Source organism: Micromonospora sp. NPDC000442, assembly GCF_042898635.1.
Lineage (GTDB): Bacteria > Actinomycetota > Actinomycetes > Mycobacteriales > Micromonosporaceae > Micromonospora.
In genome coordinates this window covers 264,541-284,060 of record NZ_JBIAYZ010000003.1, presented here as the reverse complement: position 1 = coordinate 284,060, position 19,520 = coordinate 264,541, and the positions used below count along the sequence as shown (strand labels likewise).

Genomic DNA, 19,520 nt, shown 5'->3' with positions numbered 1-19,520 from the left:
GCTCCTCCGCTGTCGTTGGCCCCGACCGTCGGCGGTCGGCCGTCGGGCACCCGGCATCAGGCCGGGGCGAGCACGATCTCCGCGCGGGCCCGGCCGGCCCGCTCGCTGACGATAGCGATCAGCCCGCCGGCCGGATCGAAGACCGCGTACGGCCCGGTGTGGCCGACCGGGTCGAGCGGACCGCCGTGGGAGAGCACCTTCGCCTCCTCGGCGGTGGCGTCCCGGCGGGGGAAGAACCGGTCGGCGGCGGCCGCGAGCGGCAGCCCCACCACGTCCGGTGCGCGGCGCTCCAGCTCGTCGAGGGTCAGGGCCTCCGCCAGGGTGAACCCACCCACGGCGGTACGACGCAGCGCGGTCAGGTGGCCGCCGACCCCGAGCGCCAGGCCGGCGTCGCGGGCGATCGCCCGGATGTACGTCCCGGTCGAGCAGGCCACGTCGACGTCGACGTCGACCACGTCGGGCCGGTCACGCCGGATCGCCAGCACGTCGAGCCGGGAGACGGTGACCCGCCGGGCCGGCAGGTCGACGCTCTCCCCCTCACGGACCCGTTTGTACGCCCGCTGCCCGTTGACTTTGATGGCGCTCACCGCGCTCGGTACCTGGTCGATCTCCCCGGTCATTCCGGTCAGAACGCCCCGGACCGCCTCGTCGGTGAGCATCCCGGCGGGCGTGGTGGCGATCACGTCACCCTCCGCGTCGTCGGTGACCGTGGCCTGCCCCAGCCGGATGGTCGCCGCGTAGCTCTTGTCCGCACCGATCACGTACGTCAGCAGCCGGGTGGCCCGGCCCACCCCGATCACCAGAACCCCGGTGGCCATCGGATCGAGCGTCCCGCCGTGACCGACGCGTCGGGTCCGGGCCAGCCGGCGGATCCGGGCGACCACGTCGTGCGAGGTCATACCGCCGGACTTGTCCACCACGATCAGGCCGTCTGTGCTCACGGCGTGCAAGCCTGCCAGACCGGCCTGCCGCCCCGAGCACCGGACGGGCCGCCGAAAATCGGATGTTCGCGTTGGTATCTCCCTGACACGATGGGCACATCGGCGGCGGTGAGTGCCGCGCCGGCAGGCCACGGGGAGAACGAGATGACCACGCCCGATCGAACACGCCGGCCCGACGATTCGGTCCGTCTGCGTACGCCCGACCAGCCCAGCGTACTGCCGGACTGGATGCTGGATCCACCGCCGCCGAGACGCACGCTCGGCGTCCGGATCGCCGAGGGGGTGGCCGCTCTGCCCGGGGCCGGCACGGTCCGGCGCCGCTGGTGGGCCTGGCAGGGACGACGACGCCTCCGCGACCGTTACCCGAACACCGTGAAGGTGATCGCCATGCTCGTCTCCTTCGTGGTGAGTCTGGCCCTGGTGCTACTCATCTACGCGCTCTACAGCCAGGCCTGATCAGGCGGCAACGCGCTCCTCGCCGCGGACCGCGCCGGTCACCGCCCACGCACCGCTGCGTAGTCGCAGCAGCAGCCCGATCAGGCGGATGACGGTGAACAGCATCAGCCCGGCCCAGATGCCACCGAGGCCCAGGTCGAGGGCGTACGCCAGCCAGATCGCCGGCAGGAATCCGCCGAGCGCGCCGGCCATGGTGAGGTTGCGCAGATAACGGATGTCACCCGCGCCGATCAGCACCCCGTCGAGGGCGAACACCACCCCGGCCAGCGGCAGCATCGCGGCGAACCAGGGCCAGGCGACCAGCGCCTGCTCGTGTACCGCCCGATCGGAGCTGAACCAGGTGGGCACCACGCCGGCACCGGCCGCCGCGAGCACCGCGAACGCCGTACCGCAGATCGCGCCCAACCGGCCGATCCGGCGGGCCAGCGCCCGCGCCGTCGCGTCGTCACCACCGCCGAGCGCCGCCCCCACCAGCGCCTGCGCGGCGATGGCCAAGGCGTCGAGCACCAGCGCCGCGAAGAACCAGAGCTGTACGGCGATCTGGTGGGCGCCGACCGTGGCGGCACCGAACCGGGCGGCCACGGCCGTGGCGGACAGGAAGCTGGCCTGGAAGGCCACCCCGCGGATCAGCAGGTCCCGGCTGAGCACCAGTTGCTGGCCGATGATCCGGGGACGCGGGCGCAGGGCCACCCGCTCGGCGACCAGGGCGGCGGCGAAGAGGGCACCGGAGAGGGTCTGCGCGATCACGTTCGCCACCGCCGAGCCGATCAGCCCCATGCCGACCGGGTAGACCAGCACCGGGCAGAGCACCGCGGAGAGCACGTTGGGGCCGACCACGAAGAGCAGCGGCCGGCGGGTGTCCTGCACACCCCGCAGCCAGCCGTTGCCGGCGGCGGCGAGCAGCAGCCCGGGGGCACCGAACGCGGCGATGCGCAGCCACTCTGCGGCGGCGACGGCCACCTCACCACCGCCGGCCAGGGCACCCGCGAGGGCACCACCGCCGAACTGCATGCCGATGACGACCGCCAGCCCGACGCCAAGGGCCGACCAGGATGCCTGGACCCCCTCGGCCACCGCGGCGGCGCGGTCCCCGGCACCGAACCGGCGAGCCGCGCGGCCGGTCGTGCCGTACGCGACCACGGTCCCCAGCCAGGCGGTGAGGGTCATCACGGTGCCACCCACGGCCACCGCCGCCAGGGGCACCCGGCCCAGGTGGCCGACAACCGCCGTGTCGACGAGCACGTAGAGCGGCTCGGCGGCGAGCACCACGAGGGCGGGCAGGGCGAGCGCGGCGATTCGACGCGGCGACGCAACCCGGCCGGTGGCAATTGTCGACTGACTCATCGCCGCCGATGGTGGCACGTTAGGCGTAAGGGGAGCAAGCTTACCCACCACTTACCCGGACGAACGTTCCCCCCGGGTGGTCGGGGCAGCGGCGGTCCAGCCCGGCGGCACGGGAGGAGGACCGGACCGGCGGTGACGCCGTACGCGTCGGCGGCGGGACGTCACCACCGGTCGAACACCGTCACTGACGGGTGTCCATGGAGGTCTGCAGGGCGCGACGGGCCTGCTCACGGGCCTCGTCAGTGGTCTCGGGCTTGGGCTTGGCGGCCATGGTGAACCCCTTCCAGGGCACGCGTCACCGAGCGCGGCGGCGCGTCACGGGCGGTGCTACGACTGTCGCCCGAAAGCCGGTTCCGGGGTCGCCGGAGCGGCGGATGGGCGGCCTGGTGGCCCGGGTCGGTCAACCCTGGAGCGGAGCGGCACCGGGTATGGCTCCGCCCCTGACCTGCGCCGAAGCGGCGCCAGCCGTTTCCCAAGTTATCGTTCAGGTCCACATGGTGCGCGCTGTTCCCGCGATCTGGACGGATCGAATCCCGTCATCGAGCCAGGAAGTGCCAGCCGATCCACCACCAGAAGCCGAACAACCCGATCCGGCCCACCGGCACCGGACCGACCTCGTACCGCATGACGTATGCGCAGAGTTCGCCGAGTGTCGGGATCTTCGAGCCCTCCCGTCGGGCCAGCCACTCGATCAGCCCGAACAGCGCCAACCCGACCAGGAACCCGCCGATCGCCAGTGCCCGCATCATCGCCGCACCAGTCCCCAGAACGCCGACAGCCACACCAACCAGGCCGCCGAACGGACCAGTCGGTCCTCCAGCAGCGGGTCGGCCAGCAGGGAGAAGGTGGGGAAGTCGTCACCGGCCGCCGCGATGAAGGTGACCCCCTCGAAGATCCCGAAGACCACCACCGGCAGCGCCCACCAGACCGCGCCGGGTCGCAACCGCTCAGGGGCCGGGCGGGCCTGCACCCGCTTGGTCAAACCGAGCCAGATCAGCACCCCGCCGGCACCGAACACATAGACGTTCGCCTCGGTCGAGAAGGACGAGAAGCGGCCGCCCACCAGTGAGAGAGCGACAAGCACCGGTACGCAGACGACCGGCCGCTCCCAGGTGCGAGGGGCGTCGACGGTGAGATCGTGGGGCTGCTCCATCATCCGATTCTCCCCGCCCTGTCCAGGTGCCGAAGCGCCGACGCCCCGGAGCCGACCCTGAAATCACCCCTGCTGGTCGGTGCCGCTCCTCGGGGCGTACGCCCGCAACTGGGTCCTGATCTGCTCGATGACTTCGTCCACCGTGCCACGGCCGGTGAAACCGGCGGCCAGCCGATGCCCACCACCGCCCAGCGCGACAGCCACCCGACTCACGTCCGTCGCACCCTTGCTGCGCAGGGAGACCGCCCACACCCCCGGCGCGGTCTGCTTGACCACGCAACTCACGTCGGCCTCGGCGGTGCAGCGCACCGGATCGATCAGCGCCTCCAGCACGTACGGCCGCTGCTCGTGGCGGGCCAGGTCGTCCAGGGTCGCGTACGTCCAGACCAGGCCCTGCCCGCCGGCCTCATCGGGCTCCAGCCGGGCTCGCCCGAGCACCTCACCGAAAAGCCGCACCGCGCCGAACGGCCGGCTGTCGAACACCCGCCGCGAGATGTCACCAGGACGGATCCCGGTGGCCAACAGCCGGGCCGCCATCTCGTGCACCGCCGGGGTGGTCGCGTCGAACCGGAACGATCCCGTGTCGGTGCTCAACGCCACGTACAGGCACTCGGCGATGCCGGCGTCCAACGGCACGCCGAGCCGGTCCAGTAGCTGCTCGGCGAGTACGGAGGTCGCCGCCGCCCCCGGGTCGACCAGGTTCACGTCGCCGAAGCCACGGTTCGAGGCGTGGTGGTCGAGCACCAGCGCGGTGCCCTTCCCGGTCAACCGGTCGGCCAGCTCACCGAGCCGCGACTCACTCGCCGCGTCGAAGCAGATGACCAGATCCGGCTCGGGTTCCACCTCCGCCTCCGGCACCAGCAGCTCGAGACCGGGCAGGCCGCGCAACGGCTCGGGCACCTCCGGCGGACCGGGGAAGGTGGCCTGCAACCGGCGTACGCCGAGTCGCCGCAGCCCGAGCGCGAAGCCGAGCATGCTGCCCAGCGCGTCACCGTCCGGGTTGACGTGGCAGATCAGCAGCACCCGGCCGTCGGCGGGCAACTGGCGGACCGCTGCCACCGCGGCGGCCCAGTCGGCCTCGGTCGGCCCGGCGGGTGCCGGCCCGGCTTCGGTCGGGCCGACGGATGTCGACGCGGACGGACTCGACCCGGGCGAGTCGACCGGACCGTGCGGACCTGCGGTCGCCGTCGCCGGGGCCGGCTGACCGCCTGCGACCGCACCGACCCGGCCGGGGCCGGGTTGCCGCCGCACGGCGGGATCCGGCTCGGTCACGGCACCACCGGAGGGAGTGGTCACCGACGGTCCCCGCCCCGGGCATCGTCGGCGGTCCCGTCGGGCTCGTCCTCGTCATCGGCGCCGTCCTCGTCATCGTCGAGGCGGTACGGCTGCGCCTCACCGGCGTACTCGGCCCTCGCCGCCAGGCGCTGCACCTCGGCGTCCGCGTTACGGGCCGCGGCTAGCAGGTCGTCGATGTGCTTGACCTGATCCTGAACGTCGTCTAGGACGAAGGTCAGCGTCGGCGAGTGGCGCAGCCCGAGAGCCTTGCCGACCGTGCTGCGCAGCATGCCCTTGGCGCTGTCCAGCGCGGCGGCGGTGCCCGCCTGGGCCGCCGCGTCGCCGAGCACGGTGTAGAAGACCGTGGCGTCACGCAGGTCGGCGGTGATCCGGGCGTCGGTGATGGTGATCATGCCGAGTCGGGGATCCTTGATCTGACTCCGCACCACCGACGCGACCAGTTCGCGCACCCGCTCCGCGTGCCGGCGTACCTTGGCCGCATCCGTCATCTCCGCCACCTCCACGGCGTCCCGCTACCGGGCGGGACCGGCGACGCCGGCGTCACCGGAGCCCGCACCGACCCCAACACTCGAACCCTACCCGCGCCGTCCGCCCCCGGCGTGCGGGGCGGCGTTCAGCCGACTCAGTCGTCGTCGCCGTACCACCGACGACGCACCGACAGCAGTTCGACCTCCGGACGGCCCGCCACCAGACGCTCGCACGAGTCGAGCACCTCATGGGCGTGTGCCGCCTCGGCGGCCACCACCGCCACTCCTATCTCCGCTCGCCCGTGCAGGTCGAGCGCCCCCACCTCGGCGGCCGACACGTCGAACCGGCGGAGCGCCGCGACGATCGGCCGCACGTACGACCTCTTGGCCTTCAGCGACCGGGAGTCCCCCGGTAGCAGCAGGTCGAATACTGCGGTTGCGGTGTACATCGTCTGGGGACACTACCCCTACCCCACCCCACATGATCAAGGGGTTTACGCCGGTCGGCGTAAACCCCTTGATCAGTGCGTCACCGCAGGATCAGGCGCGAACCTTCTCCCGCATCTCGAAGGTCTCGATCACGTCGCCGACCTGGACGTTGTTGTAACCACCCAGAGTCAGACCGCACTCGAAGCCCTCCCGGACCTCCGTCGCGTCGTCCTTGAACCGCTTGAGCGAGCTGACCGTGAGGTTGTCCGCCACGACCGTGCCGTCGCGCAGCAGGCGCGCCTTCGCGTTCCGTCGGATGACACCCGACCGGACGATGCAACCGGAGATGTTGCCGATCTTGGACGAGCGGAACACGTCGCGGATCTCCGCGGTGCCGAGCTCGACCTCCTCGTACTCCGGCTTGAGCAGGCCCTTGAGCGCCGCCTCGATCTCCTCGATGGCCTGGTAGATGACGGTGTAGTACCGGATCTCCACGCCCTCGCGGTCGGCCATCTCGCGGACCTTGTTCGAGGCCCGCACGTTGAAGCCGATGATCGTGACCGGCTCGGACGAGGCGCTCGCGAGCATGACGTTGCTCTCGGTGATCGCGCCGACGCCCCGGTCGAGGACCTTGAGCTGAACCTCCTCGGGGATGTCGAGGTTGAACAGCGCGTCCTCCAGGGCCTCCACCGAACCGGAGACGTCACCCTTGAGGATGAGGTTGAGCGACGTCTTCTCGCCCTCCTTGAGCTGCTCCATGAGCGTCTCAAGGGTGGCCCGGCCACGGGAGTTGGCGAACGCCGCCGCCCGCCGACGGGCCTGCCGCTGCTCGGCGATCTGCCGCACCGTGCGGTCGTCCGCCGCAGCGAGGAAGGTGTCGCCCGCCCCCGGCACCGCGGTCAGACCGAGGACCATGACCGGACGCGCCGGACCCGCCTCGGTGACCTGGTTGCCGTTCTCGTCGAGCATCGCCCGGACCCGGCCGTGCGCCCCACCGGCGACGATCGAGTCGCCCGCCCGCAGGGTGCCCTTCTGCACCAGCACCGTCGCCACCGCACCACGGCCCTTGTCCAGGTGCGCCTCGATGGCAACACCCTGCGCCGGCCCGTCGGTCGGAGCGGTCAGCTCCAGCGACGCGTCGGCGGTGAGCAGCACCGCTTCGAGCAGTTCCTCGATGCCGATGCCGGGCTTCGCGGCCACGTTGACGAACATGGTCTCGCCGCCGTACTCCTCGGCGACCAGGCCGTACTCGGTCAGCTGCTGGCGGACCTTGTCCGGGTTCGCCTCCGGCTTGTCGACCTTGTTGACCGCCACCACGATCGGCACCTCGGCCGCCTTGGCGTGGTTCAACGCCTCGATGGTCTGCGGCATGACACCGTCGTCGGCCGCGACCACCAGGATCACGATGTCCGTCACCTGGGCACCACGGGCACGCATGGCGGTGAACGCCTCGTGACCCGGGGTGTCGATGAAGGTCACCGCGCGGTCCACGCCCTCGTGCGGCACGTGGACCTGGTAGGCACCGATGTGCTGGGTGATGCCTCCGGCCTCACCGGCGACGACGTTCGCCTTACGGATCGCGTCGAGCAGCTTGGTCTTACCGTGGTCGACGTGACCCATGACGGTCACCACCGGCGCCCGGCTGACCAGACGGTCCTCCGCCACCTCGGCGTCGAGGTCGATGTTGAACTGCGCGAGCAGCTCGCGGTCCTCGTCCTCCGGGCTGACGATCTGCACGTTGAAGCCGAGGTGCTCACCGAGCAGCAGCAGCGTGTCGTCGGAGCACGACTGGGTCGCGGTGACCATCTCGCCCAGGTTGAACATCTCCTGGACCAGCGAACCCGGGTTGGCGTTGATCTTGTCAGCGAAGTCCGACAACGAGGCGCCACGGGAGAGGCGTACCGTCTGCCCCTGACCCCGGGGAGCCCCCGAGCTCATGGTCGGAGCCGACAGGTTGTCGAACTCCTGTCTGCGCTGCTTCTTGGACTTGCGACCACGGGTGGGCTTGCCACCCGGACGCCCGAAGGCACCTGCGGCACCGCCGCCACGGCCACGGCCGCCGCCACCGGGGCGACCGCCGCCACCGGCCGGCGCACCCGGGCGGAATCCACCGCCACCGCCACCACCGGGGCCACCACGGTAGCCACCGCCACCGCCGCCACCACCGGGGCCACCACGGTAGCCACCGCCACCGCCGCCACCACCGGGGCCACCACGGTAGCCACCGCCACCGCCGCCACCACCGGGACGACCGGCGCCCCCACCGGGACGACCGGCACCCGGGCCACCGGGACGACCCGGACGCTGGCTCGGCATCGAGGCCGGGCTGGGCCGGGGCGGCATCGAGGCCGGGCTGGGCCGGGGCGGCATCGAGGCCGGGCTGGGCCGGGAACCACCGGCACCGGCGGCCGGTGGCCGCTGCTGCTGGCTGCCCTGGATGCCGAAGGGGTTGTTACCGGCGCCGCGCGCCGGCGGGCGACCCTGCCGGCCACCCGGACCCGGGTTGGTGGCACCGGGACGACCCGCAGCCGGAGAACCCGGGCGGGGCGGCATCGTGCCGGGACCGGGTCGGGGACCCGGACGGGTACCACCGTCGGCCGGGGGCTCCCGGCGGACGTTCTCCCGCTGCTGCTGGCGGGCGGCCTGGGCGGCCTTGACCGCGGCCTCCTGCTCAGCCTTCAACGCGGCGGCACGCGCCTCGGCGGCGGCCACCTCGATATCGTGAGCACTCGCCGGCTTGGCGACCGGGGCCGCCGCTGGCGGCGGACCGGGCACCGGCCCCTTCGGCTTCGGCCCGGGCACCGCCGGACGCCGTGGCGGCGTCGGCTTGGCGGTGACCCGAGGCTCGCCGGGGGTCGGCGACGGGGTCGGTGCTGCCGCCGTCGGAGCCGGCGCGGCCGGCGGCGCAGCCGCCGAGGCACCGGGGCCACCCGAGGCGACGAACGCGCTGCGCAGCCGTCGGGCGACAGGCGCCTCTACGGTGCTCGACGCGGACTTGACGAACTCGCCCATCTCCTTGAGCTTGGCGAGTACGGTCTTGCTTTCGACCCCGAGCTCTTTTGCAAGCTCGTGTACGCGGGCCTTACCTGCCACTGCACTCCTCACTCCGAGGTCGTGCGGGCAGCACCCGCAGCGACCTCACTCGTGCACTTGAAGCCTGATCATTTCTGGGACTTCATCGTGTGCTCATGTCGGTCGTCCTACCTTGCTAGCGGCCCTCGTCCGGTCGGGTGACCGGACGTGGTGGTTGACGCGTCAGGTACTCCGCGAGGGCCCCGTCATCCGGAACCCCGGCGACGCGCAGCGCGCGCCCGAAGGCACGACGCCGCACTGCCTGCGCGAAGCAGGCCGGATCCGGGTGCATGTTCGCTCCCCGACCCGGCAGCCTGCGGGCCGGATCGGGTCGGAGGCTGAAACCAGCCTCGTCGCCAATCGCGACGATCCGCAGCAATTCACTGGCCGGTGCGCGCCGTCGACAACCCACACAGGTGCGCTCCGGCAGCGCGCGTCGTGCCACTGGTGGAAGTCTACCCCTAGCTACCCGACACCGCTCCGCCCGGTTCCCGGACGTGATCAGCTCCGGATTGCCCGGCGGGGCTGGTCTGTTCGGCGTCGGAGCGAATGTCGATCCGCCAACCGGTCAGTCGGGCAGCAAGTCGGGCATTCTGCCCCTCCCGCCCGATCGCGAGCGAGAGCTGGAAATCCGGAACCGTCACCCGAGCGGCCCGGTTGGCCAGGTCGACCACCTCGACGCGCAGCGCCTTGGCCGGGGAGAGCGCGTTACCGACGAAGGTCGCCGGGTCGTCCGACCAGTCGATGATGTCGATCTTCTCTCCGTGGAGTTCGCTCATCACCGCCCGGACCCGCTGACCCATCGGACCGATGCAGGCACCCTTGGCGTTGACCCCGGCCGCGGTGGAACGCACCGCGATCTTCGTACGGTGACCCGCCTCGCGGGCGATCGCGCCAATCTCGACCGTGCCGTCTGCGATCTCCGGCACCTCCAGGGCGAAGAGCTTCTTCACCAGGTTCGGGTGCGTCCGGGACAACGTGATCTGCGGGCCACGCATTCCCTTGGCCACGTGCACCACCACGCAACGGATCCGCTCACCGTGGGTGTACCGCTCGCCGGGCACCTGCTCCGACTGCGGCAGCACACCCTCCAGCTTGCCCAGGTCGACGGTGACGATGCCCTTCTCGGACCGCGCCTCGTGCGCCTGCACCACCCCGGTGACCAGGTCACCGTCGCGGCCGACGTACTCGCCGAAGTGCACCTCGTCGGTGGCCTCCCGCAGCCGCTGGAGGATCACCTGCTTGGCGGTCATGGCGGCGATCCGGCCGAAGTCGTGCGGGGTGTCGTCCCACTCCCGCTCGACGGAGCCCTCGGTGCCCAGCTCCTGGGCGTAGACAAGTGCCGCGCCGGTCTTCCGATCGATCTCCACCCGGGCGTGCGGCTCGGCACCCTCGGTGTGCCGGTACGCGGTCAACAGCGCGGTCTCGATCGCCGCGAGGATCGTGTCGAACGGGATCTCCCGCTCGCGCTCCAGTGCGCGCAGCGCCGCGAGGTCGATGTTCACCTCTCCTCGTCCTCCACATCGTCATCGTCGTCGACGTCTTCTGATTCGGCCAGCTCGTCGAGGCGGGTGAACTCGACCTGCACCCGACCCGGGCCGAGGTCGGCGTAGGCCCACTCCGCGCGGTCCGCGTCGGTCTCCAGCACCACCCGTTCGGTGTCGGCGTCGGCCACCCGGCCGGTGACCTGGCGGTCGCCCCCGGACGGCGTGCCACCGCGCACGGTCACCCGGACCAGCCGCCCCACGTTGCGGCGCCAGTGCCGGGGCAGCGTCAACGGGCGGTCCACCCCCGGCGAACTGACCTCGAGCTGGTACTCCCCCGCGACGATGTCGCCGGCGCTCTCCTCGGCCGCGTCCAGGGCGGTGGATACCGCGCGTGACACGTCGGCCACCGCGTCCAGGTTGATCCCGCCGTCGGCGTCGACGATCACGCGCACGACGTGCCGGCGACCGGCTCGGGAGACGGTGAGGTCCTCCAGGTCGTAGCCGGCGGCCTGCACCACGGGCGCGACCACCGAGCGCAGCCGTTCGCGGCGGGCAGCGAGGTCACCGCGGGAGGTCTGACCCGCGCGTGCAGCCTGACCACCGCGGGGTCGCCCCGTCGTCCTGGTGGCACGGCCACGCTGCGTCATCTGAAAAACCTTTCCGCTGCTCGCCGACGCCATGCCGGCACGCCACCGGTGCGGACGCGCCGGTGGCTGCGCAGAGCGTAACGCGCCGCCCGGACGACGGCCCGGGCGGCGCACCGACGCCACCGCCGGACACACCTCGCGGCGATGGTGTTGACTTGTCCGGTGGCGATGGGCAGAACGACTCGGCAGGACGAATCGTCCGAGCTTTCCCGACGCGGCCTACTGCGGGCCGGTGCGCTGCTGGCGCTTGGCGGGGCCGCCGCTCCGCTGACCGGTTGTGACCTGCTCGACCGCGACGAGCCACCGCCGCAGCCCGATCCGCTCGCGCCGCTGCTGGACGAGTCGCTGCGGCTCGCGGCGGGCCTGCGGGCCGCCGCCACCGCCCACCCCGACCTGGCCGCCCGGCTGCTCCCACTTGCCGAGTCGCACGAGGCGCACGCCACGGAACTCGCCCGGCTGACCGGCGTGGCGACCGCCTCCGCCACGCCCACGGCCGCCCCGTCGGACGCGCCGCCGACGGATCGCTCAGCCGCGCTGACCGCGCTGCGGAAGTCCGAACGCGCCGGCCGGGAATCGGCGATCCGGGCCTGCGCGGCGGCGCCCGCCGAACGCGTCGCGCTGCTCGGCTCGGTCGCCGCCGCCCGCGCGACCCACCTGGAGGCGCTGCGATGAACGAGCGAAGCGGAGTGACGTCATGAGCGAATCCGCCGAGGCGCTCGCCGGCGCCCTCACCGCCGAGTACGCCGCCATCTGGGCCTACGGCCCCGTCGGGGTACGACTCAGCGGCGCGGAACGCAAGGCCGCGGTGGAGGCGGAAGCCGCTCATCGGGCCCGCCGGGACGCCCTGGTGATGCAGTTGAGCACCGGCGGCGGCAGCGTTCCGCCCGATCGGGCCGGATACGCGTTGCCCTTCCCGGTGACCGATCGGGCCAGCGCACTGCGCCTCGCCGTGCAGGTGGAGGAACGTACGGCGGCCTTCTGGCGTGCGGCGCTGCCGGTCAGCACCGGTGCCGAGCGGGATCGCGCCCTGGCCGCCCTGGTGGAGTACGCGGTGCGGGCGACCCGCTGGCGGCGAAGCGCCGGAATCACCCCGTTGACCGTGCCGTTCCCGGGTCGCCCCGGCTGAGCCGGGCCGGCTGACGCACCCCGGCGTAGGCGAACTCACGTCCACGCCGGTTGCGGTCGACATACCAGGTATGCATACTCCGGTCCATGTCCATCCGCCACGGCCTGCTCGCCCTGCTCGAACGCGGGCAGATGTACGGCTATCAGCTCAGGGCCGCCTTCGAGGAGTCGACCGGCGCCACCTGGCCGCTGAACATCGGGCAGGTCTACACCACCCTGTCCCGGCTGGAGCGGGACGGTCTGGTCAGGCCGCTGCCGGAGAGCGAAGCCGGCCAGCGGCCGTACGAGATCACCGACGCCGGGCGGGCGGACCTGGCCCTGTGGTTCGCCACCCCGATCAGCCGCAGCGACCGCCCCCGCGACGAGCTTTCGATCAAGCTGGCGCTGGCGTTGACCACCCCCGGCGTGGACGTCCGTGCGGTGGTCCAGACGCAACGGACCGCCACCATGCGGACATTGCAGGAGTTGACCCGGCTGAAGTACTCCAGCGACCGTCCGGAGGATCTGCCGTGGCGGCTGGTGCTGGACGCGATGGTGTTCCAGGCCGAGGCCGAGGTGCGCTGGCTCGACCACTGCGAGAGCAGCCTGGTGCGGCACCGCCCCCCGGCCGCCGGCCCAGCGCCCCTCTCCGAGGCGGTGGGCCACAGTGGTGAGGAGGCACGACGGTGACCGCCGCTGGGAGGCAGATGCCGGCCGCCCCCGACCCGCGGGCCACGTCGGACTCCGCCGACATCCCCGACGGATCCGTCCCCGCACCGGCCGGCGACACGGTACTCGACCTGCGTGACGTGCATCGCACGCACGGCAGCGGCCCGGCGGCGGTACACGCCCTGCGCGGGGTGAGCCTGGCTGTACGCCCCGGCGAACTCGTCGCCGTGATGGGCCCCTCCGGTTCGGGCAAGTCCACCCTGCTCACCCTGGCCGGCGGGTTGGACAGCCCGACCGCAGGTGAGGTGCACGTCGAGGGGCAGCCGCTGCACGCCCTGGACCGGCGCGGGCTGGCCCGGCTGCGCCGCCGCCGGATCGGGTACATCTTCCAGAACCTCAACCTCATCGGCAGCCTGACCGCCGTGGAGAACGTCGCCCTCCCCCTCGAACTGGACGGCACCCGGGTACGAACGGCCCGCCGGCTGGCGCTCGACGCGCTGACCGAGGTGGGGCTGTCGGAGCTGGGTGACCGGTTCCCGGACCAGCTTTCCGGTGGCCAGCAGCAGCGCGTCGCCATCGCCCGGGCGTTGGTCGGGCAGCGGCGCCTCGTGCTGGCCGACGAGCCGACCGGGGCGCTCGACTCGCAGACCGGGGAGGCGGTGCTGCGGCTGCTGCGCCGCCGGGTCGACGCGGGGGCCGCCGGTGTGCTGGTGACCCACGAGGCGCGCCACGCGGCGTGGGCGGATCGGGTGGTCTTCCTGCGCGACGGCGTGACGGTCGACTCGACGGCCCCGCTGGCCGGCGTGGAGGCCCTGCTCAGCGGCAGCGGCCGGTGAGCGGTCGACCGGCCCGGCTGACCGGCGGCGCACGGCTGGCCGAGACGCTCGGATCGTGGCGGGCCGCGCTGCGCATCGCCCGACGCGAGGCGAAGCGGGCGCGCGGGCGTACCACCCTGGTGCTGGCGATGATCATCCTGCCGGTGCTGGCGTTGAGTTTCATCGCGGTCAGCGTCGACATGGCCCGGCTGACCCCGAGCGAGCAGATGGAACGCCGGCTCGGCAGCGCCGACGCGGAACTTCGGATGGTGGGGCGCGGCCCGGTCGAGCAGAACTCCGACGGCAGCGGCTGGACCTCCGGAGACCGGGACCAGCCGCTCACCGCACCGGTCACCACGGAGCACGTCGCCGCGCTGCTGCCCGAGGGCAGCCGGGTGCTGGCGGTACGTCGCTGGGTGCCGTTCAGCGCCTGGCAGGGCGACCGGATCAGCGACGACATCACCGCCACCGCGATCGACCTGACCGACCCCCTCGGGCAGGGCGCCGCCCGGATCCACCGCGGCCGGGCACCGGCCACCGCCGACGAGATCGCGGTGAACCTGGCCGCCCGTCGCAGCCTCGGCGTCGACCTCGGGGACCGGGTCCATGCCGGGGACGGCACCCGTACCTGGACGGTCGTCGGCGTGGCCGAACTCCCCGAACAACTGACCCCGATGGTCATCCTGCATCCCGCCGGGGCTCCCACGCAGACCGACCCCGACGAGGTGTTCCTGGCCGACCTGCCCGGCCCGCTCACCGCCGACACCTTCCGGCATCTCAACCGCAACGGCGTCGTGGTCACCGCCCGCGTACCCGCGCCGCCCGGGAAGCTGCCCACGTACGTCGACTCGCGGATGAGCGGGATGACCGTGGAGGCGGTCAGCACCGGCGTACTCGTCGGCGGGCTCGGCCTGCTCGAAGTGGTGCTGCTGGTCGGGCCGGCGTTCGCCGTCGGGGTACGCCGTCGGCGACGGGAACTGGCCCTGGTCGCGGTCGCCGGTGGCGATGCGGTGCAGCTGCGTCGGGTAGTGCTCGCCGACGGCGTGGTGCTGGGCGTAGTCGGTGCGGTGACCGGGATCGCGCTCGGCGTGGCCGCCGCCTTCGCCGGCCGGCCCCTGGTCGAACAGTTCATCTTCCAGCAGCGGTTCGGCGGCTACCGCGTCTGGCCCGCGGCCCTGGTCGTGATCGCGCTGGTCGCGGTGCTGGCCGGGGTCCTGGCCGCGCTGGCACCGGCGTGGACGGCCGCCCGGCAGGACGTGGTGGCCGGGCTCGCCGGACGGCGCACCCCACCCGTGCACCGACGCCGGTGGCTCGCCATCGGCATCGCGCTGGCCGCCGGCGGCACCGTCGTGGCCGCGATCGGCGCGGTCGTCACCTCGCAGCCGGTCATCCTCGCCGGGCTGGTCCTGGGCGAACTGGGGCTGGTGTTCGCCACCCCGACGCTTGTGGGACTGCTGGCCCGGCTCGGTCGGTTCCTGCCACTGGCACCCCGGATCGCGGTACGCGACGCCAGCCGCAACCGTGCGTCGGCCGCGCCGGCCATCTCCGCCGTGATGGCCGCAGTCGCCGGCAGCGTCGCCCTCGGCCTCTTCCTGGCCAGCGACGACGCCCGCAGCGATCAGCGGAACCGGGCGCTGCTGCCGGAACGCACCGTGCTGGTCACCACCGGCGGCGATCCCGCGTCGGACCGCCCACCCGCCCTCGACCAGATCAGTGGCCCGGCGCGGGAACTGCTCGGTGCCGACACGATCGCTCCGCTGGTGGCAGCGGGCTGCTCGCCGGACTTCTACGCCTGCACGATCACCGCGACCATGCCCCCCGAGCGGGCCTGCCCCTGGCAGCCGTACGAGCCGCTCAGCGCCGCCGACCAACTGCGGGCGCGCGCCGACTCCCGCTGCCAGCGCATCGACGACAGCCCCAGCGGCCCTTACCTTCGGGTCGCTGTGGACGACGGCACCACGCTGCGGCTGCTCACCGGCGTCGCACCGGCCGACGCCGACGCCGCCACCGCAACGCTGCGCTCCGGTGGCGCCGTGATCACCGACGCCCGCTTCCTGCGCGACGGCCGGCTGGATCTCCGGGTCGAACATGGCAGCGAGACGCGGCCGGCGGACCTCACCACGGTGCCCGGGCACGCGCTGCACACCGGGCTCGGTGAGCACTGGCTGCTGCTCTCCCCCGCCGCCGCCGACCAGCTCGGGCTCGTCACCCGGCAGATCGGCTGGGCGTTGCACGTCCAGCAACCACCGGATGAGCAGCAACAGGACGAACTCGATGCCGCGCTCCGCCCGCTCGGCTCCGTGGGCATCTCGGTGGAGCAGAACCGGGACTACGACGACACCCGCCCGCTACTGCTGTTGCTGGCGGCGGTCTCCGCGGTGGTCACCGTCGGCGCCGCCGGCATCGCCACCGGTCTGGCCGCCGCCGAGGGTCGGGCCGACCTGTCCACCCTCGCCGCGGTCGGCGCGGGACCGGGCGTACGCCGCCTGCTGTCGCTCTGCCAGGCTGGCCTGATCGCGGTGCTCGGCTCGACGCTCGGAATCGTCGCCGGACTCGCCTCGGCCCTGATCGTGCTGGCCTTCACCAACCGGCGGTACGCCGACAGTTGGCCGATTGAACCGCCCTACCCGCTTGTGATGCCCTGGCTCACCCTGGGTGTGCTGGTGGGGGTACCACTGGTGGCGATGCTCGGCGCGGCGCTGTTCACCCGGTCCCGGCTACCGGTGGAACGCCGTCTGGACTGACCGGCACCCGACACCTCAGACTGTGCGGATGTCCGTGCTGGGAAGCCTCACCCGCCGGGTTGGTCGGTACCGCTGGTTCGGTGCCGCCATCCGGCTGCTGGTACCCGTCGACCGGGCCGTCGGGCGGCTGACCCGGGGCCGGGTGGTCGCCCTCGGGCTCGTACCGTCGCTGGTGATCACCACGACCGGCCGCAAGTCTGGTCGGCCGCGCAGCAACCCGCTGCTCTACGTGCCCGACGGCGACGGATACGTGGTCGTCGGGTCGAACTGGGGCCAGGCCCACCAGCCGGCGTGGTCGCTGAACCTGCTCGCCGAGCCGAGGGCCGAGGTGGACGTCAAGGGTCGCCGGATCCCGGTACGCGCCGAGGTGGCCTCCGGCGCCGAACGCGACCGGCTGTGGCGGCTGCTGGTCGACGAGTGGCCGGCCTACGAGACGTACGTGGAGCGGGCCGGTGGCCGGGAGATTCGGATCTTCCGGCTGGTGCCCGACGACGACCGCCTCACCTGACCCCCGTCGCGGCTCGACCGGGAGCCCCGACACAGGCGTTAGGGTGTGCGGTGACCGAGAGGTCGCGGTGAGTGGCGCGAACGCGGGGTGGTCGGCGTGGACGGTGTCCAGGAACACCCGGACGATCCCCGGTGGGACGTGGCCGAGCGGGTGGCCGCAGCCGTCCGACGGCGGTTCCCGGCCGAGGTGCTCGCGGTCGCGGTCCACGGCCCGTTGGCCCACGGCGACGACGACGGCGGTGGCGACGGTGAGGTCGGGCTGCTGGTGGTCACCTACCGGCCCGGCACCGGGCCTCCGGCGGCGACCCGCCGGGTTGACGGCGTGCTTGTCGACCTGACCGTCGTGGCCGCCGAGGAGCGGCTGCGCCAGGCCCGGCAACTGACCAGCCGGTGGCCGCTGACCGCCGACCGCTACGTGACCACGCGGGCCCTGCACGACCCGACCGGGTGGCTGGCCACCCTGCGCGACGAGCACCTCGGCCGACTGGCCCGGGCCCGACCGGCCGAGTTCACCTCGGCCGCCCGCAGGGCGTGGTACCGGGGCAGCGCCGCGCATGCCCGGGCTGCCCGGCTGGCCGAGTGGTACGAGACGGACCAGGCCCTGTTGATGCTCGGCGAGGCCCGACTCGGCGCGGCCACGGTCAGCGGACTGCTCAGCCGCACCTACTTCCGGGATCCGGGCGACGCGGTACGGCGGACCGGGCTGGCCGGGGCGGACATGACCGAGGTGGGTGCCGTACTGGCCCGCCAGTCGGCGGAACTCACCGCCCGTGGCCGTCCGGTCGACGGCACCATCGACGACCTGCTCGACGGCTGACTCAGCCGAGGCCGCCCTGCACCCCGATCAGCGCGCCGATCAGGTATGTCGCCACCGCGGCGGCGGCGCCGAGCAGCAGCTGGCGCAGCCCACCGGACCACCACCGGCGGTTGGTGAACCGGGAGACGACCGCACCGGCGACGAAGAGCCCGAGCCCGCCGACCGCCAGGGCCAGGGCCAGGCTGGTCGCCCCGAAGAGGTACGGCAGCAGCGGCACCAACGCGCCGACGGAGAAGCAGAGGAACGACGATAGCGCCGCGGCCCACGGGTTGGGTTGTTCGTCCGGGTTGACGCCCAACTCCTCCTGCACGTGCATGCGCAGCGCCTGCTCCGGGTGGCGGCGTACCGCCTCGGCGACCTGGACGGCGAGGTCTTCCGGCAGGCCCCTGGCGATCCACATGTCGGCGAGTTCCCGGGCCTCGGCGTCCGGGTGCCGCTCCAGTTCCCGTCGCTCCTTGGCCACCTCGGCGGCGATCTGCTCGTTGGCCGACCGCACGCTTGTGTATTCACCGAGCGCCATCGAGATGGCGCCGGCCACCAGGCCGGCGGTGCCGGTGAGCACGATGGTGCGGGGCGAGACGCCGCCGCCGCCGACACCGGCGATCAGGGCGATGTTGGTGACCAGGCCGTCCATCGCACCGAACACGGCCGGGCGCAGCCAGCCGCCGGACACGTCGGCGTGGTGGTGCTCGCGCAGCGCCGCCGGGGTCTCGGTCACGGCAGCGTCAGGATCTCGTGGCCGCCCTCGGTCACCAGCACGGTGTGCTCGAACTGGGCGGTCCACCTGCGGTCCTTGGTGACCACCGTCCAGCCGTCGTCCCAGAGGTCGTACTGGTAGGTGCCGAGCGTGATCATCGGCTCGATGGTGAAGGTCATTCCCGGCTCCATCACGTCGGTGGGGCGCGGGCTGTCGTAGTGCGGGACGTACAGCCCGCTGTGGAAGGATTCGCCGATGCCGTGGCCGGTGAAGTCCCGGACCACGCCGTAGCCGAAACGCTTGGCGTACGACTCGATGACCCGGCCGATCACGTTGATCTGCCGACCCGGGGCGACCGCCCGGATCCCCCGCATCATCGCCTCGTGGGTCCGCTCGACCAGCAGCCGGTTCTCCTCGGCAACCTCGCCGACGCAGAACGTCGCGTCCGTGTCGCCGTGCACCCCACCGATGTACGCGGTGACGTCGACGTTGATGATGTCGCCGTCGACAAGCGCGGTCGAGTCGGGGATGCCGTGGCAGATCACCTCGTTCAGGCTGGTGCAGCAGGACTTCGGGAAGCCCCGGTAGCCCAGGGTCGACGGGTAGGCGCCGTTGTCGACGAGGAAGTCGTGCACCACCCGGTCGATCTCGTCAGTGGTCACGCCGGGCTTGCAGTGCTCCCCCGCCAACTGCACCGCCTGGGCGGCGATCCGCCCCGCCAGACGCATCTTCTCGATGGTCTCCGGTGTCTGCACGTGCGACCCCTGCCAGGGCCGGGGGGCCTTCTTGCCGACGTACTCCGGGCGGGCGATGTGGGCGGGCACCGGCCGCCACGGGGTGAGCGTGCCGGGGGTCAACGGCGCACGGACGGTCAT

The 19,520-nt window shown here is 72.7% G+C and carries 20 protein-coding genes and 1 pseudogene; 8 read left to right on the top strand and 13 right to left on the bottom strand.

The genetic code is table 11. The annotated features are described in order from the left end of the window. Positions 1–56 precede the first annotated feature (56 nt). Positions 57–941 (bottom strand): tRNA pseudouridine(55) synthase TruB, encoded by an 885-nt coding sequence (truB, locus tag ACFY2A_RS06260; protein WP_387169154.1) that lies wholly within the window; start codon positions 939–941, stop codon positions 57–59. 144 nt (positions 942–1,085) lie between these two features. On the opposite strand from truB, the gene ACFY2A_RS06255 reads away from it, so the two are divergent. Continuing rightward, on the top strand, positions 1,086–1,397 hold the full coding sequence (locus tag ACFY2A_RS06255) for a hypothetical protein (protein WP_387169151.1): 312 nt from the start codon (positions 1,086–1,088) through the stop codon (positions 1,395–1,397). On the opposite strand, the gene ACFY2A_RS06250 is transcribed toward ACFY2A_RS06255, so the two are convergent. From ACFY2A_RS06250 to rimP, 10 genes and pseudogenes are all read right to left on the bottom strand, one after another. Continuing rightward, positions 1,398–2,741 carry an MATE family efflux transporter gene (locus ACFY2A_RS06250; RefSeq protein ID WP_387169148.1) on the bottom strand — a complete coding sequence of 448 codons (1,344 nt, stop codon included), beginning with the start codon at positions 2,739–2,741 and terminating at the stop codon, positions 1,398–1,400. It abuts the gene before it with no gap. 536 nt (positions 2,742–3,277) lie between these two features. Further along, positions 3,278–3,487 (bottom strand): DUF6186 family protein, encoded by a 210-nt coding sequence (locus tag ACFY2A_RS06245; RefSeq protein WP_363917684.1) that lies wholly within the window; start codon positions 3,485–3,487, stop codon positions 3,278–3,280. Next, positions 3,487–3,894 carry a hypothetical protein gene (locus ACFY2A_RS06240; RefSeq protein ID WP_363917682.1) on the bottom strand — a complete coding sequence of 136 codons (408 nt, stop codon included), beginning with the start codon at positions 3,892–3,894 and terminating at the stop codon, positions 3,487–3,489. Before ACFY2A_RS06240 ends, ACFY2A_RS06245 begins: the two co-directional genes overlap by 1 nt. A gap of 63 nt (positions 3,895–3,957) precedes the next feature. After that, on the bottom strand, positions 3,958–4,953 hold the full coding sequence (locus ACFY2A_RS06235) for a bifunctional oligoribonuclease/PAP phosphatase NrnA (RefSeq protein ID WP_387169496.1): 996 nt from the start codon (positions 4,951–4,953) through the stop codon (positions 3,958–3,960). Between the two features lie 233 nt (positions 4,954–5,186). After that, positions 5,187–5,678 carry a 30S ribosome-binding factor RbfA gene (rbfA, locus tag ACFY2A_RS06230; RefSeq protein WP_387169145.1) on the bottom strand — a complete coding sequence of 164 codons (492 nt, stop codon included), beginning with the start codon at positions 5,676–5,678 and terminating at the stop codon, positions 5,187–5,189. A gap of 134 nt (positions 5,679–5,812) precedes the next feature. Continuing rightward, entirely contained in the window at positions 5,813–6,106 is a 294-nt protein-coding gene (locus ACFY2A_RS06225; protein WP_363917121.1) for a DUF503 domain-containing protein, read from the bottom strand. 91 nt (positions 6,107–6,197) lie between these two features. After that, the gene (infB, locus tag ACFY2A_RS06220; RefSeq protein ID WP_363917119.1) at positions 6,198–9,179 is read right to left on the bottom strand and encodes a translation initiation factor IF-2; all 2,982 of its coding nucleotides are present in this window, start codon (positions 9,177–9,179) and stop codon (positions 6,198–6,200) included. A 93-nt stretch (positions 9,180–9,272) separates the two neighbouring features. Next, positions 9,273–9,603: pseudogene (locus tag ACFY2A_RS06215) on the bottom strand (YlxR family protein). 16 nt (positions 9,604–9,619) lie between these two features. Beyond that, positions 9,620–10,663 (bottom strand): transcription termination factor NusA, encoded by a 1,044-nt coding sequence (gene nusA / locus ACFY2A_RS06210; RefSeq protein WP_387169142.1) that lies wholly within the window; start codon positions 10,661–10,663, stop codon positions 9,620–9,622. Beyond that, a complete protein-coding gene (gene rimP / locus ACFY2A_RS06205) occupies positions 10,660–11,292 on the bottom strand; it encodes a ribosome maturation factor RimP (RefSeq protein ID WP_387169138.1) in 633 nt (210 codons plus the stop codon). The genes nusA and rimP overlap by 4 nt, the downstream gene beginning before the upstream one ends. A gap of 168 nt (positions 11,293–11,460) precedes the next feature. On the opposite strand from rimP, the gene ACFY2A_RS06200 reads away from it, so the two are divergent. The 7 genes from ACFY2A_RS06200 (at position 11,461) to ACFY2A_RS06170 (ending at position 17,948) form a co-directional block, all read left to right on the top strand. Then, entirely contained in the window at positions 11,461–11,964 is a 504-nt protein-coding gene (locus ACFY2A_RS06200) for a hypothetical protein (RefSeq protein WP_387169494.1), read from the top strand. A gap of 22 nt (positions 11,965–11,986) precedes the next feature. Then, positions 11,987–12,418 carry a ferritin-like domain-containing protein gene (locus ACFY2A_RS06195; protein WP_387169135.1) on the top strand — a complete coding sequence of 144 codons (432 nt, stop codon included), beginning with the start codon at positions 11,987–11,989 and terminating at the stop codon, positions 12,416–12,418. A gap of 86 nt (positions 12,419–12,504) precedes the next feature. Beyond that, entirely contained in the window at positions 12,505–13,086 is a 582-nt protein-coding gene (locus tag ACFY2A_RS06190; protein ID WP_387169132.1) for a PadR family transcriptional regulator, read from the top strand. Continuing rightward, a complete protein-coding gene (locus ACFY2A_RS06185; protein ID WP_363917109.1) occupies positions 13,083–13,901 on the top strand; it encodes an ABC transporter ATP-binding protein in 819 nt (272 codons plus the stop codon). Before ACFY2A_RS06190 ends, ACFY2A_RS06185 begins: the two co-directional genes overlap by 4 nt. Further along, positions 13,898–16,624 (top strand): FtsX-like permease family protein, encoded by a 2,727-nt coding sequence (locus tag ACFY2A_RS06180; RefSeq protein ID WP_387169128.1) that lies wholly within the window; start codon positions 13,898–13,900, stop codon positions 16,622–16,624. Before ACFY2A_RS06185 ends, ACFY2A_RS06180 begins: the two co-directional genes overlap by 4 nt. A gap of 28 nt (positions 16,625–16,652) precedes the next feature. Beyond that, on the top strand, positions 16,653–17,132 hold the full coding sequence (locus ACFY2A_RS06175; protein ID WP_387169125.1) for a nitroreductase family deazaflavin-dependent oxidoreductase: 480 nt from the start codon (positions 16,653–16,655) through the stop codon (positions 17,130–17,132). Between the two features lie 96 nt (positions 17,133–17,228). Beyond that, positions 17,229–17,948, top strand: coding sequence for a nucleotidyltransferase domain-containing protein (locus ACFY2A_RS06170; RefSeq protein WP_387169123.1), 720 nt, complete (start codon positions 17,229–17,231; stop codon positions 17,946–17,948). Between the two features lies 1 nt (position 17,949). On the opposite strand, the gene ACFY2A_RS06165 is transcribed toward ACFY2A_RS06170, so the two are convergent. Beyond that, on the bottom strand, positions 17,950–18,666 hold the full coding sequence (locus tag ACFY2A_RS06165; protein ID WP_363917101.1) for a VIT1/CCC1 transporter family protein: 717 nt from the start codon (positions 18,664–18,666) through the stop codon (positions 17,950–17,952). After that, positions 18,663–19,520 carry a type I methionyl aminopeptidase gene (gene map, locus ACFY2A_RS06160; protein ID WP_387169119.1) on the bottom strand — a complete coding sequence of 286 codons (858 nt, stop codon included), beginning with the start codon at positions 19,518–19,520 and terminating at the stop codon, positions 18,663–18,665. The genes ACFY2A_RS06165 and map overlap by 4 nt, the downstream gene beginning before the upstream one ends.

Bases quoted from the DNA above. Each gene is read 5' to 3' on its own strand.
- ACFY2A_RS06255 (WP_387169151.1), top strand. From the start codon at position 1,086: ATGACCACGCCCGATCGAACACGCCGGCCCGACGATTCGGTCCGTCTG.
- ACFY2A_RS06250 (WP_387169148.1), bottom strand. From the start codon at position 2,741: ATGAGTCAGTCGACAATTGCCACCGGCCGGGTTGCGTCGCCGCGTCGA.
- ACFY2A_RS06245 (WP_363917684.1), bottom strand. From the start codon at position 3,487: ATGCGGGCACTGGCGATCGGCGGGTTCCTGGTCGGGTTGGCGCTGTTC.
- ACFY2A_RS06240 (WP_363917682.1), bottom strand. From the start codon at position 3,894: ATGGAGCAGCCCCACGATCTCACCGTCGACGCCCCTCGCACCTGGGAG.
- rbfA (WP_387169145.1), bottom strand. From the start codon at position 5,678: ATGACGGATGCGGCCAAGGTACGCCGGCACGCGGAGCGGGTGCGCGAA.
- ACFY2A_RS06225 (WP_363917121.1), bottom strand. From the start codon at position 6,106: ATGTACACCGCAACCGCAGTATTCGACCTGCTGCTACCGGGGGACTCC.
- rimP (WP_387169138.1), bottom strand. From the start codon at position 11,292: ATGACGCAGCGTGGCCGTGCCACCAGGACGACGGGGCGACCCCGCGGT.
- ACFY2A_RS06200 (WP_387169494.1), top strand. From the start codon at position 11,461: ATGGGCAGAACGACTCGGCAGGACGAATCGTCCGAGCTTTCCCGACGC.
- ACFY2A_RS06195 (WP_387169135.1), top strand. From the start codon at position 11,987: ATGAGCGAATCCGCCGAGGCGCTCGCCGGCGCCCTCACCGCCGAGTAC.
- ACFY2A_RS06190 (WP_387169132.1), top strand. From the start codon at position 12,505: ATGTCCATCCGCCACGGCCTGCTCGCCCTGCTCGAACGCGGGCAGATG.
- ACFY2A_RS06175 (WP_387169125.1), top strand. From the start codon at position 16,653: ATGTCCGTGCTGGGAAGCCTCACCCGCCGGGTTGGTCGGTACCGCTGG.
- map (WP_387169119.1), bottom strand. From the start codon at position 19,520: ATGACCGTCCGTGCGCCGTTGACCCCCGGCACGCTCACCCCGTGGCGG.